The 13,580-nt window shown below is 38.3% G+C and carries 15 protein-coding genes; 11 read left to right on the forward strand and 4 right to left on the reverse strand.

Annotated elements, in window-relative coordinates:
* Positions 1–36 precede the first annotated feature (36 nt).
* Positions 37–477, forward strand: coding sequence for a DUF1801 domain-containing protein (locus I597_RS08240; protein WP_035328297.1), 441 nt, complete (start codon positions 37–39; stop codon positions 475–477).
* On the opposite strand, the gene I597_RS08245 is transcribed toward I597_RS08240, so the two are convergent.
* Entirely contained in the window at positions 474–1,130 is a 657-nt protein-coding gene (locus tag I597_RS08245) for an MIP/aquaporin family protein (protein ID WP_035328299.1), read from the reverse strand. The two genes, I597_RS08240 and I597_RS08245, sit on opposite strands and share 4 nt — an antisense overlap.
* A 138-nt stretch (positions 1,131–1,268) precedes the next feature.
* On the opposite strand from I597_RS08245, the gene I597_RS08250 reads away from it, so the two are divergent.
* Complete coding sequence (locus tag I597_RS08250) at positions 1,269–2,114, forward strand: DUF2911 domain-containing protein (RefSeq protein WP_035328301.1); 846 nt, start codon at positions 1,269–1,271, stop codon at positions 2,112–2,114.
* A gap of 166 nt (positions 2,115–2,280) precedes the next feature.
* On the forward strand, positions 2,281–3,681 hold the full coding sequence (lpdA, locus tag I597_RS08255; RefSeq protein WP_035328305.1) for a dihydrolipoyl dehydrogenase: 1,401 nt from the start codon (positions 2,281–2,283) through the stop codon (positions 3,679–3,681).
* Between the two features lie 103 nt (positions 3,682–3,784).
* On the opposite strand, the gene I597_RS08260 is transcribed toward lpdA, so the two are convergent.
* Together I597_RS08260 and I597_RS08265 are read right to left on the reverse strand one after the other, a co-directional pair.
* The gene (locus I597_RS08260; RefSeq protein ID WP_035328308.1) at positions 3,785–4,357 is read right to left on the reverse strand and encodes a hypothetical protein; all 573 of its coding nucleotides are present in this window, start codon (positions 4,355–4,357) and stop codon (positions 3,785–3,787) included.
* Positions 4,358–4,396: 39 nt separating this feature from the next.
* Positions 4,397–4,984, reverse strand: coding sequence for a TPM domain-containing protein (locus tag I597_RS08265; RefSeq protein WP_035328310.1), 588 nt, complete (start codon positions 4,982–4,984; stop codon positions 4,397–4,399).
* Between the two features lie 244 nt (positions 4,985–5,228).
* On the opposite strand from I597_RS08265, the gene I597_RS08270 reads away from it, so the two are divergent.
* From I597_RS08270 to I597_RS08280, 3 genes are all read left to right on the forward strand, one after another.
* Positions 5,229–6,281, forward strand: coding sequence for a COX15/CtaA family protein (locus I597_RS08270; protein ID WP_035328312.1), 1,053 nt, complete (start codon positions 5,229–5,231; stop codon positions 6,279–6,281).
* A gap of 39 nt (positions 6,282–6,320) precedes the next feature.
* Positions 6,321–6,836, forward strand: coding sequence for an IS1096 element passenger TnpR family protein (locus tag I597_RS08275; RefSeq protein WP_035328315.1), 516 nt, complete (start codon positions 6,321–6,323; stop codon positions 6,834–6,836).
* A 66-nt stretch (positions 6,837–6,902) separates the two neighbouring features.
* On the forward strand, positions 6,903–7,958 hold the full coding sequence (locus I597_RS08280) for a nucleoid-associated protein (protein ID WP_035328318.1): 1,056 nt from the start codon (positions 6,903–6,905) through the stop codon (positions 7,956–7,958).
* Positions 7,959–8,016: 58 nt separating this feature from the next.
* Here I597_RS08280 and I597_RS08285 read toward each other — a convergent pair whose 3' ends face one another.
* Positions 8,017–9,087 carry a hypothetical protein gene (locus I597_RS08285; RefSeq protein WP_035328321.1) on the reverse strand — a complete coding sequence of 357 codons (1,071 nt, stop codon included), beginning with the start codon at positions 9,085–9,087 and terminating at the stop codon, positions 8,017–8,019.
* 95 nt (positions 9,088–9,182) lie between these two features.
* Here I597_RS08285 and I597_RS08290 point away from each other — a divergent pair, with 95 nt between their 5' ends.
* From I597_RS08290 to I597_RS08310, 5 genes are all read left to right on the forward strand, one after another.
* Positions 9,183–10,076, forward strand: coding sequence for an ABC transporter ATP-binding protein (locus tag I597_RS08290; protein WP_035328324.1), 894 nt, complete (start codon positions 9,183–9,185; stop codon positions 10,074–10,076).
* 8 nt (positions 10,077–10,084) lie between these two features.
* Positions 10,085–10,915: an ABC transporter permease gene (locus I597_RS08295; RefSeq protein ID WP_035328325.1), complete on the forward strand. Its 831-nt coding sequence runs from the start codon at positions 10,085–10,087 to the stop codon at positions 10,913–10,915.
* A gap of 231 nt (positions 10,916–11,146) precedes the next feature.
* A complete protein-coding gene (locus I597_RS08300; protein ID WP_035329114.1) occupies positions 11,147–12,505 on the forward strand; it encodes a DEAD/DEAH box helicase in 1,359 nt (452 codons plus the stop codon).
* Between the two features lie 3 nt (positions 12,506–12,508).
* Positions 12,509–13,306: a subclass B1 metallo-beta-lactamase gene (gene bla / locus I597_RS08305; RefSeq protein ID WP_052111981.1), complete on the forward strand. Its 798-nt coding sequence runs from the start codon at positions 12,509–12,511 to the stop codon at positions 13,304–13,306.
* Between the two features lie 10 nt (positions 13,307–13,316).
* The gene (locus tag I597_RS08310; RefSeq protein WP_035328326.1) at positions 13,317–13,571 is read left to right on the forward strand and encodes a CDGSH iron-sulfur domain-containing protein; all 255 of its coding nucleotides are present in this window, start codon (positions 13,317–13,319) and stop codon (positions 13,569–13,571) included.
* The last annotated feature ends 9 nt before the right edge of the window (positions 13,572–13,580 follow it).

Here is a 13,580-nt window from a genome sequence, read left to right on the forward strand (position 1 = left end):
GGTAATATAAAATTAAGAATGATTATCTTTTAAGTTATGAAATCAGAACGTCCACTTCCAGAGATATTTACTCGTGTCCTATGGCAAAGGGAGGAAGCACTTATCGCACGCTATCATACCATACGCGAGTATATCCTTAAAACTTATCCGGGTGTAAATGAGCTATTGTATCATACACACGCGTCAACGAGTGTATTTACAGTGTCAGAAAAGATGAGTGATGGTTTCTGTCTTATCCCTATATATACTGCACATCTCAACTTGGGTTTTCAGCGGGGAGTACTATTAAATGATAGTTTACATCTACTTGAAGGTACTGGCAAGCTTATGCGCCATATACCTATAAAGAATCTGGATGATTTCCATAAGGAAGCGGTTTATCATCTCATAGATGAGGCTTATCAACTCGCTATAGAAGATGCGGGTGCTAGCAGCGCATTAAATGGTAAAACTATTTCAAAAATAAAGAGTATTTAAGCATCACAACACTGCTCGTCTTTTACGAGCTTGCAACTTGCTACGGCTAGTATTGCCCCTATAAATGGAGCGGTAACATACAGCCACATAGGTTCCCATTGTCCAGAAAATATGGCAGGACCTATAGATCGCGCAGGATTCATAGACGCATTAGTCATAGGTCCCGCAAACATTGCTTCTAGCAATACGACACCACCTATGGCTATACCCGCGATGATACCTATTTCTTTTGCACCTGTAGATACGTTTATGATGACCAGCATTAAGAAAAAGGTGAGGAGTATCTCTAGTACAAAAGCCTTGTAATGTTCAAAGGAGGGAACGGTGCTTCCTAAAAATTCACTCTCAGGAAACAAAAACCACAACATCGCACCGGCAAGTGTAGCTCCTAGTACTTGTGCAATGATATACTTAGGCACCTCTCTCCACGCAAATTTCTTTGCATAAGCAAAAGCTACTGTCACCGCAGGGTTAAAGTGCGCACCAGATATATCGCCAAAGGCATAGATCATAGCCATCACAATAAGACCCCAGGTAATTGCAACACCGGGGTGGGTAACGACGCCGCCTGTAATCTCGTTTACTGTCATAGCGCCACAACCACAAAAAACCATTGTAAATGTTCCTATTATTTCGGCTATGTAGCGTTTCATATGTGCTATTTTGTGGTAAAGATACACAGCGTTATATTAAGGTTTTGTTAACATATGACGCATTTTAACATCTTATTTTTGTGTGAGGAGATTTTCGCGAAAGCGCAAAAAAATCCATAACCAATAAAATCAAGCATTATGAAAAAATTACTTTTTGTAGCCTTCTTAGGTCTTATGACGGCAGGAGCTACAGCACAAATTGAAACACCAGCACCTAGCCCAGCAGCAAAGGTGATGCAAACGGTAGGTCTTACAGATGTTACTCTTGAGTACTCTAGACCTGCAATGAGAGGACGTACTATTATGGGTGACCTTGTACCTTACGGTGCAATGTGGCGTACAGGAGCAAATGCAAATACTACCGTTGAGTTTTCTACACCAGTAACAGTTGCAGGTACAGAGCTTAAGGCAGGAAAATATGCAGTATACACAAAGCCTACAGCATCTACTTGGGAAGTATACTTCTACACAGATACAAATAACTGGGGTACACCTCAAAAGTGGGACGATAGCAAGGTTGCTGCAAAGGCAACGGCAAAGGCACAAATGAGCAATATGCCAGCAGAGTCTTTTACTATGGGAATCAACCACCTGTCTAACGATGGTGCACACCTTACAATGCAATGGGATAAAACGTATGTAGCTGTACCATTTACAGTACCGGCAAACGAGACAGTACTTGCGAGTATAGATAAGATGATGGCAGGACCAGGTATGGGTGATTACTATGCTGCAGCAGTATATCTTTCTAGCACTGGACAGTCACTAGATAAAGCAAAGTCGTATATGGACAAAGCGATGTCTATGAACAAAGACCCTAAGTTCTGGCAACTACGCCAGCAGTCATTATTACTTGCAAAGGTAGGAGACAAAAAAGGAGCTATAAAAGCAGCACAAGCGTCACTTAAAGGAGCAAAAGAAGCAAAAAATCAAGACTACGTAAAGATGAACACAGACTCACTAAAAGAGTGGGGAGCGATGTAATCATTGTTTAGTTCGCTTTCGCGAAAAAGTAAAAGCCCTCACACGAGGGCTTTTTTTATGTCTAGTAGTCACAAATTACCTAGCAGATGCGTGTAAAAAAGAGCCATTCATTGCGCTTTTAACTTCGCAGCTCTTTGTATCTTTGTGTAACTTTTAAAAACAAATTATGAGTTCATACGATGTAGCCGTTATAGGCTCTGGTCCTGGTGGATATGTTGCAGCAATACGTTGTGCACAACTAGGAATGAAAACAGCATTAATAGAAAAATATAGCACACTAGGAGGAACTTGTCTTAACGTAGGGTGTATCCCGTCTAAGGCGCTTCTTGATTCATCACACCACTATGAAGATGCCATCAAGCATTTTGAAGAGCACGGTATCGAGGTAGGTGATGTAAAATTTAACCTAGAGAAAATGATTGCCCGCAAGCAAAGCGTAGTAGATGTTACTACAAAGGGTATTGAGTTCTTAATGGGTAAAAATGAGATAGACGTTTACCAGGGTGTGGGATCTTTTAAAGATGCTACACATATAGATATCGCAGGAGAAAAGAACCTGACTATAGAGGCAAAAAATACCATTATAGCAACAGGATCTAAGCCTAGCACGTTACCTTTTATAAACATAGATAAAGAACGTATCATCACTTCTACAGAAGCATTAAAACTTCCAGAAGTACCTAAGCACCTTGTTGTGATAGGTGGAGGTGTGATAGGTCTTGAGCTTGGTCAAGTATACAAGCGTCTAGGTGCAGAGGTAACTGTAGTAGAGTATATGGATCGCATTATCCCTACGATGGATGGCGCTCAGAGTAAAGAATTACTTAAAGTATTCAAAAAGCAAAAAGTAAAATTTGCCCTATCTCACGGAGTTACTGCTGTAGAGCGTGACGGAGATGAGGTTACCATCAAAGCGACAAATAATAAAAAAGGTGTAGATGTAGAGTTTAAGGCAGACTACGTACTTGTAGCTGTGGGACGTCGTGCCTACACAGACGGTCTTAAACTTGATGCTGTAGGTATTAAGACAGATGAGCGTGGTAAAGTTGAAGTAAACGAGCACCTGCAGACTAATGTGTCAAATATTTATGCTATAGGTGACGTTATAAAAGGAGCAATGCTCGCTCACAAAGCCGAAGAAGAAGGAACACTCGTTGCCGAAATTCTTGCAGGTCAAAAACCACATATAGATTACAACCTTATACCAGGTGTAGTATACACTTGGCCAGAAGTTGCCTCTGTAGGTAAAACCGAGGAGCAACTTAAAGAAGCTGGAGTAGCCTACAAGTCAGGACAGTTCCCTATGCGTGCATTAGGACGTAGCCGCGCGAGTGGTGATACAGATGGATTTGTAAAAATACTTGCAGATAAGGAAACAGATGAGGTACTAGGCGTGCATATGGTAGGTGCTCGTGTAGCAGACCTTATAGCTGAAGGAGTAACTGCAATGGAGTTTAGAGCAAGTGCCGAGGATATTGCACGTATGAGCCACGCACACCCTACGTATGCAGAGGCTGTAAAAGAAGCTGCCCTCGCTGCAACCGAAGATAGACCTATACACATCTAGTCACCACTAGAATGATATATTATAAAAAAAACCTGCTAGTAATAGCAGGTTTTTTTTGATTTATGGGTTATTACGCTTTCGCGAAAATTATTAGTGGCTTATATTACTTCTCTTTTTTAGCGATATAATCTCTAACAAGGTCGTTGTAGCACCTCATAGAAGTAAATTGTGTGCAGCTTTCTCCTATTAGTTCTATGCCATATTGATCTCTGATTCTTTCTTCAAACTTCTTATCTGGGTTGTATTCTTCTTGAAAATACTTTATCTGTTTGTTTATTACATCTTGCTTAAATTTCTTTGTGATTTTCACACACGAATCAAACCCAAGAAATTCATAGTACTCAATTATACTTTTATTGCATTGTACTCGATCAAAATTGGTCTTTGCAAGTCGAATATTACAAAATAATGACAATACAAGAAAAGCTGCTGCTGGAAACAATAGGAAAGTTTTGAAGCTTTTCTTTAGTAAGAAAATTAAGGCGTAAACAAAGAGAATTAGTGTTGCGATAAATAACAAGGATCTCGCATAAATAAGGTCATATATTATGCTTAAAACAGGATCTCGATAATAGAAATTAATATTTAATAAAATAATATCAACTAATAAGGTAATAATAATTAGTGATAAAAGCTTTGTCTCTTTTTCTTGATTAAGAAAACTATTTCTGTTCATATTAAGATATAATAAGCTTATTATTTATTTTTAGATAATTCATAACCACTTACTTTGTAGGGCTTGTACTCCCTTTTCTATTCCCACGTAATAGTCACCTCGTCTAAATTCTGGAATGATTGTGGAGTCAATAATTTTTTTACAGATTTTATCTGTTAGAACTTTTTCAGTTCCATATCCTGTTGCAATCCTTATTTTTTTTAAGTTTTTACTCATCACTATGAGTAATCCATTGTTAGATTTTACTTTTCCGATACGCCATTCATTTCCTAGATCTGTCGAATAATCTTTTAGATTCTTATAAGGTGTAATTGAATCAATAGTAACAATCACAATTTCTCTTGAACTAGCTTCTTCATAATCATTTAAAATCTTAGTTAAACTTAAATTTTGCTCTTCACTGAAGATACTTTCATAGTCTGATACCACACCTAAAGGTGCCGGAAAACGAAGTAAGTTTTCTTTGCTAGATTTACCTACTTTCTTGCTTGAACTCTCATTGCTATCATTCCATACTCGATATGAATTATAGGCTGCTAGTGGTACGCCTATAAGATTAGGAAGAATGTACGACGCAAAGAAAAATAGGAAACTAATGATTCCAATTACAGTTACGGCCTTTCTCATTTTTGATTTTATAATGATTTAAATTAACAGAGACCTTAAGTCTTATTATTCTTAATTTTATATGATTGTCTAAATATACACGCTATCAAAGTTTAAAATCACTATGTTTTTACTTTAGTTTTTATGGATTATTAACATTATAGTTTCTCTTACTATATGCTCCCAATTTTCAACTATTTTGAACACCAAAGAAGAAATAAAATAAGGTCGTTTTGTATTTTTGCAGCTCTTAAAAAGAGTACATATGTGGTACAGACGCGCGCTTAAAATATCAATCATTTTCTTATACCTCATTATCATCGCAGGGGCGGTGGTACGTATGACGGGAAGCGGTATGGGTTGCCCAGACTGGCCGCAGTGTTTTGGGTACTTAGTACCTCCTACAGAAGAGAGTGAGCTACAATGGGAGCCTAACCATAATTATGAAGATGGGCAGGTTATTATACGCAATGAGTCGCTGCGCGTTGCCCCAGCAGATTTTACTTCTGGAGCCACCTATAATGAGCAAAACTGGGACACTTATGACACGCACGACTATGCCAGCTTTAACGTATGGCACACCTGGATAGAGTATATAAACAGGCTTGTAACAGCACTTGCCGGCATCCCTATGTTACTTATGGTGATACTCGCTTTCTGGTATTGGAAGGGGCGCAAAGGCCTCATTTTTGCCACCTTTATGGTGTTACCTTTAATGCTTTTTCAGGCGTGGCTGGGTAAGCAAGTAGTAGACTCAAACTTACTACCGGTAAAAATTACCATTCATATGATAGCGGCTCTCTTTATCGTGGCGCTACTCTTATTCTTGTGGTATAAATCGCAGCATAAAGAAATGGGGATTACGCTTTCGCGAAAGCGTACTTATGACCCCGTATTTAAAAACCTCATTGTGATTGCTAGTATACTCACGCTTGTGCAAATTGCACTAGGTACACAAGTAAGACAGTATGTAGATGAGCGCGTGGCAGAGGTAGGCTATGAGGCAAAAGAGCTATGGCTCAACCCAGCCACAGTATGGTTTTATGTACATAGATCGTTTTCTATACTCGTGACATTATTAAACCTATATATCTTCTGGCGTAATAAAAACTTACTGCTAGGGCATACCAAGTTACTTAACTGGACACTTATACTCATAGCCTTAGAGGTGGTGACGGGTATCGCGATGTACTATATAGATTTTCCGTTTGGGAGTCAGCCATTACATTTAGTCTTAGCGTCATTACTTTTTGGGGTTCAGTTTTATATTTTGTTAGAAAGTTTCCCAAAAAGGGAGGCTATCACACCTACGATATAGGGATAAACCAAGTATCTTTACCATCTTAAAATTTGTACAATGATTTACCGTTTTAGAGCAATTCTAGACACAGAAGAAGATGTTTTTCGCGATCTTGAGATCGAAGCTGCGGCTACGCTTGAAGACTTGCATAATGCTATAAACCAGTCTTTTGGGTTTGATGGGGCAGAGGTTGCTGCGTTTTACCTAAGCGATGATACCTGGATGCAGGGCGAGGAGTTTGCCCAGTTTGAAATGGGTGAGGGTGAGAGCCAGTTGCGCCTTATGAATGAGACGTCACTAGACGGGCTTCTGGGAGAACACCAGACGCGTCTTATATATGTATATGACTTCTTAAATATGTGGCGTTTTCTTGTAGAGCTTGCAGAGATTACAGAGCCAGAAGATGGCGTGACGTATCCTAACCTTATGTTTGTACAAGGGCAAGTACCAGACCAAGCGCCAGAGTTTGAGATGGAACCACAAGACGAGGAAGATGAGGATGATGATGAGTTTAATGATGATTACAATATCGACGATTTTGACGATTTAAGTTTTGATGAGAACTGGAATTAGTATTCTTGTATCTCTTTATAACCTAACCTGTGTGCATCGCATACATCATAACACATACATACGACTATGATAAATTTATATAGCGCTCAGATAGAGTCACTATCTATACACCGTATAGGTAATAAAGGAAAGGCAGAAGGACTTTTTGTATCTCAAGACCCATATCCTTTAAGTGATGAGCTTACTCCGCTTATTAAGGAGTTTTTCTTTAAGCCTTTTAGAGAAAAGGAAGAGAACTACTATAAGTTTTTTCACGATCAAGATTTAGAGTTTAACACGCTTTTTACGTTAGCAAAGAAAGTTTTTGATAACCCACACGGGACGCATTTACTCTCTGAGGATATTGCAAAGCACTTATATGCACAAAGTGATCACCCGCACATTAAGGCTGGTGAGTTGTACATCGCACACCTAGAAGGCGTGCAGATAGATAATATCAAGACAGATGCTTTAGGTATTTTTAAAAGTGAGTTAAAGCAGGATTTCTTACAGTTTCGCGAAAGCGGGACAAACCTTGAGATGATACTTGAGCAAGGGATTAATCTTAATAAACTAGATAAAGGCTGTTTGATTTTTAACCATAAGGAGGATGAAGGGTATAAGGTACTCTCTGTAGATTCTAACCGTTATGACACAAAGTACTGGCTAGAGAATTTTATGGGTGTAGAGACCTTTGAAGATGATAACTTCTACACAAAGAAGTATCTTAAGTTTTGTCAAGACTTTGCAAAAGACGTAGTACTCCCTGCCGAAGATAAAAAGGAAGAAGTGCTCTTTATGAACCGTGCGGTAAATCACTTTGCAAAAAATGACACTTTTGAAGAAACTGCTTTTATGAATGATGTGATAGATAATCCGGATCTTATACCAGAGTTTCGCCATTATAAATCAGAGCAGTCGCCTAAGTATAAAATAGAAGATCTTACAGACTTCTCGATAAGCAATAAAGCGGTTACTGCACAGCGCAAGAAAATAAAAAGTGTAATTAATCTAGATACCAATATCCAGATTAAAATGGACTTCATTAACCCAGAAAGCGCAGAGAAGTTTGTAGAAAAAGGGTGGGATGAAGAAAAACAGATGTACTACTACCTGGTGTATTTTAACAAGGAGCAGAACTAAGCTTATCCATATGATATAAAAAAAGCGTAGCTAGAAATAGCTACGCTTTTTTTATGGTTTAAATCTCCTTTATAAGACGTTTAAGACTAATGTCTTCATAGTTGCGTTTTACAAACTCAAGGGCTGCACGTAGTATTGCTCCCATATTTGCTGCGCGTTTAAATTTGAGATCACTTGTAAAGTCAAATATATCTGCTCGTAGCTGGCGCACATTCTCACGAGGTGAGATATTATCTGTAGCCATCACACGTAATAATCTTGTGAGTCTCTTTTTACCATTGAGTATTCTTCTAGCAAGGAGCGCTCTCTCTTCATTACGATACTGCTCGATAGAGCGGTTATCTAGTCGCTTTGCAACCAGTTGTACTAGTCTTATGTTTTCTTTAAAAATCGCGGGTTGATATACCTTAAAATTACCTTCAAAACATTGTTGATCAAAATCTATCGCACGTATTTTATAACGTACTGTGTCAAAGTCGTGGGTAGGGATAATTACATAATTATAAGATCGCATATCGCCAAGTAAAGTAATCATACAGCGCTCGTTAAACTTTACAAACTCCTTTGCAATTTGATTAAGTCCCAAGTCGTCACACTCTTCAAGATGTTCTCTTATAAACTCATCGCCCGGTATGCCAGAAATATGCTCTTCTATAAGGGTGTTTTCATATACCAGAAAGTTAATACGGTTAGGCGATAAGATGTGCTCAAGCTCAAGTCCATAAACTCTACTAGCATCTGCCTGCTTTACATAAAAGTATACGTAGTTATTATTATAAATATTAAGCACCTTAATACGAAAGGGCTTAGAGTTACCAAAAGTGCAAAAGTCTATACCCGCAATGCGTAGATAGTCAAAGATATTCTCATTACCATCTGAGTGCAGCTGGGTATAAATACGTTTAAGATTGTACTCTATCTCATCTTGTTCAAACTCGGGATAGTAAACACGTATCCACAGCGTGTCATTATCTTCTTTATCAAAAACACTCACACCACCAGAAAACCTAAGCAGATCTTCATAAGAGATCGTAACCTCAGATGTCCTTGCATAGGTGTCTAGATAAGAAAGAAGCTTCTCATTAACAGGGAATGAGGGTTTCTTTTTAGACATCAGTTTGTTTTCCATTGCGGGATGTTTTTATGTAAAGATACTAAAGGCGTGTAACAAAAGGTCTACATAGCCGTCTTGTAAACACTAGCAATCAAAAAACATACTTCATATTGGAAACAATCCTAACGATTAATAATCTAACGAAACATTACGGCATTGTAAAAGCCGTAAATGACCTCTCGTTTACGATAGAAAAAGGAAACGTATATGGCATACTAGGCCCTAACGGTAGTGGTAAATCTACCACCTTAGGTATGGTGCTCAATGTGGTAAATCCTACTTCTGGAAGCTTTCACTGGTTTGATGGGTCAGACACCACACATAATGCTTTAAAAAAGGTGGGAGCTATTATAGAGCGACCTAACTTTTACCCGTATATGACCGCGGCACAAAATTTACAACTGGTTTGTAAAATTAAAGATGTCCCGTCAGATAAGATTCAAGAAAAACTTGAGATTGTAGGTCTTCTAGATCGTATGCATAGCAAGTTTAGTACCTACTCACTAGGTATGAAACAGCGTCTAGCCATTGCCTCTGCACTTCTTAATGATCCAGAGATACTTATACTAGATGAGCCTACAAATGGTCTTGACCCACAAGGTATACATCAGATACGTGAGATTATTAAAAAAATTGCCGCAGGAGGAACTACCATACTACTTGCCTCTCACTTACTAGATGAGGTAGAGAAGGTATGTACGCACGTAGTAATCTTACGTAAAGGCGTAAAGTTATATTCAGGACGAGTAGATGCGATGAATGCCAGTCACGGCTTTTTTGAGTTGCGCACAGATAACTTATCTATGCTCGAGACCTATCTCAATGCACACTCAGATTTTGGCGAGGTAAAGATAGAAGGCGATTTGCTTACAGGGTTTTTATTAAATCCGCTAGAAGCCAAAGAGCTCAACACGCAACTACACCAGCAAGGTATTGTGCTCACGCACCTTGTAAAGCGCAAAGAGAGCTTAGAAGAGCAATTCCTTGAATTAACTAAAAACTAAACAACCCAATGTTACGACTACTCACCATAGAATATCACAAACTCAGACATAGCAAGACATCACGTGTCCTTATCATAGGGTACTTTGTGTTACTATCTGCCATTGCACTGCTTGCCTCATTTAAGTTTAACTTATTTGGATTAGAGTTTAGGCTTGCAGATCAAGGTATTTTTAACTTTCCATACATCTGGCACTTTAATTCTTTTATAGCCGCTATTCTTAAATTTTTCTTAGCTGTTGTCATAGTATCAATGACAGCAAATGAGTACAGCAATAGAACGCTTAAACAAAACCTCATAGACGGTTTGAGTAAGAAGGAATTTATACTCTCTAAGTTCTTAACCGTTGTTGTTTTTTCAGCTTTATCAACGTTGTTTGTATTTATTTTAAATATAATTCTTGGATTGATTTTTTCTGACTTTAATGAGTTATCAATTATTTTTTCGGATTTAGAGTTTTTGATTGGTTTCTTTTTCAAACTAGTAGGTTTCTTTTCGTTTTGTCTTTTTTTAGGTATTCTAATAAAAAGATCTGCTTTTGCGCTAGGCTTTTTGTTGTTCTGGTGGATATTTGAATGGATAATATTTATTGTTCTAGGAATCTTAGTAACAAAAGATTTTGCTTGGAAAGTATGGGACTTACTACCTCTTGGTTCAATGTGGAATTTACTGAATGAACCTTTTACAAGATTAGAAATTGCACAAACTGTTGCCAGTCAATTAGAAACTGATATGGTATTGAACTATGGTGTTGAGTGGTATGAGATAGCTATCGTATCGGTATGGACGTTCTTATTTATATATGCAAGTTTACTATTGTTAAAGAAAAGAGACTTGTAGTATCACGCTTTCGCGAAAGCGTAATCAATCACAATGCAACCTCAAAAGGGTTGCATTTTTTGTATATTCATATCAGAAAACGGTTCAAGCGGTGACTTAAAAACCTAATGCTTTAACAATCTTGAGAAAGTGATGGTAGTTGAAACCCCGTTTATAGCTGAAAATTAAAAGGATAATACCCTGTAAAGTACTGTGAATCTTAAAAAATAACCTATTTTCGCGAGAATGTCTATGACCTTTAAAGATCTCAATCTCGATAAATTTTTGTGGAACGCCCTAGATGATATGGGTTACACACAACCTACTCCTATACAGGTAGATGCACTTGCGCCTGTAATGTCTGGAAGTGACGTGGTAGGAATTGCTCAAACCGGTACAGGTAAAACATTTGCATACCTCTTACCTATACTAAGAACATTACCATACTCAAGACAAGAAAACCCTCGTGTACTTATTCTAGTCCCTACTAGAGAACTTGTACTACAAGTGGTAAGCGAACTTGAAAAGCTCACAAAATACATAGATGTGCGTATTGCGGGTGTTTATGGTGGTTCTAATATCAATACCCAAAAGGCACTTATAGCCCAAGGGCAAGATATTGTAGTGGCAACACCAGGTAGACTGTATGATCTAGCCGTGAGTAGAGTATTGCAACTTAAATCTATCCAAAAGGTAGTGATAGATGAGGTAGATGTGATGCTGGATCTAGGTTTTAGACCGCAGCTTATGAACATTTTTGACATACTCCCAAAAAGGAGACAGCACATTATGTTTAGCGCCACGATGACCGAGGATGTAGATGCTCTTATTAAAGATTATTTCAATAAACCTCAGTTCATAAAAGTGGCTCGTAGTGGGACACCACTAGAGAATATCAAACAGATAGGTTATAAAATACCTAACTTCTATACAAAGGTAAACTTCTTACTGGAGGAGCTCGCTTCCGCGAAAGCGTACCCAAAAACACTACTCTTTGTAAGGGACAAGCGTATGGCAGATAGACTGTACCTTAAGCTTGAAGAAGCTTTTCCGGGACAAGTAGATCTCATACACTCTAACAAGACGCAAAATTACCGTATCAACAGTATAAATGCCTTTTCTGAAGGTAAAGTACGTATGATGGTAGCTACAGATGTGATGGCGCGTGGTCTTGATATAGATGATATCACACACGTTATAAATGTAAACACTCCTCGTTTTCCTGAAAACTATTTACATAGAATAGGGCGTACGGGTAGAGCACAAAAAGAAGGTACTTCTATAGTATTAAGCACTCCAGCCGAAGATGCTTTTCTAGAAGAGATAGAAGCGCTTATGGGTGTAAAAGTACCTATAGAGACGCTGCCAGAAGATGTTCAAATCTCTAAAGAACTCACACCAGAAGAGCGACCAGAAGCCAAAGAAATTTTTAATCCTCATAAATGGAATAAAAATGATGAGGATGCTCCGGGACCAGCTTTTCACGAGAAGAGTGAGAAAAACTCTAAGGTAAATCTAGGAGGTTCTTACAGAAGAGAAATTGCAAAAAAATACAAGAAGCCTAAGACTAGAGGCGATAAAAACTATAATAAAAGAAATAAACGAAAGTAAACAATGAAGCGACTACTGCAGATGTTAGGGATCTGTCTAGCCGTACTACTATTACATTCTTGTTTTGACAAGAGTAAGTATGCCCCCGAGCCTTACCTAAGGCCGCTAGAGATAATAAAACTATCTGATCAAGACTATATGCACGTCTCATATCTTAAGGACGGTAAAGATGGTTACATACCTTGTAATGGTTATATACGTAAGGAGGGTGATGAGGTTTTTGTATTTGAGACACCCCTAGATGATTCAACATCTGTACAACTTATTGACTTTATACAAAATGATCTTAATGCGACCATAAAGGCCGTTATGGTGAGTCACGCTCATATAGATGGCGCAGGTGGTGTAAAAGCATTTAATGAAGCAGGCATACCTACATATGGCTCGTCAAAAACAGCAGCATTACTTGCTAGAGATACAATCACCTTAAGTAATACTTTTCAGCGTAAAGATAGTTTGATGCTAGGGAAGACCCTCGTAAAGATGGATTACTTAGGTCCTGCACATACAGATGATAATGCGATAGCCTATCTAGAAGGACCAGAGGTATTACTAGGCGGGTGTATGATAAAATCTCTAGAAGCAGGAAAAGGCAATCTAGCAGATGCAAACCTAAAGGAATGGGCAAAGACCGTAGCCACAGCAAAGTATCTGTATCCAGATGTAAAGCAAGTGATACCTGGTCACGGGAGACGTGGAGACACCACACTGCTTACCTATACCATAAAAATGTTTCAGGTAGAAAAGCCCATAATTAAAGAATTAACAAACACCAATGAGCAGGAAACTGTTCAATTATAACTAATATATAATGGAGAATAATAAAAAAGTAGCAGGTCTAGCACCTATAGCCGTAGAGCTTGAAGAAGGAAAAAAATACTCTTGGTGCACTTGTGGACACTCTGCAAAACAACCATTTTGTGATGGCGGACATAAAGCGGCAGAGAGTACCCCTAGTTTACGTTTTGAGGCAGTAAAAACAGGTACTGCCTATTTATGTAATTGTAAGATGACTAAAAATCCTCCTTATTGTGACGGGAGTCACAAAACCTGCGAGATAGGTTAAAACGGTCAT

The organism is Dokdonia donghaensis DSW-1 (assembly GCF_001653755.1).
Lineage (GTDB): Bacteria > Bacteroidota > Bacteroidia > Flavobacteriales > Flavobacteriaceae > Dokdonia > Dokdonia donghaensis.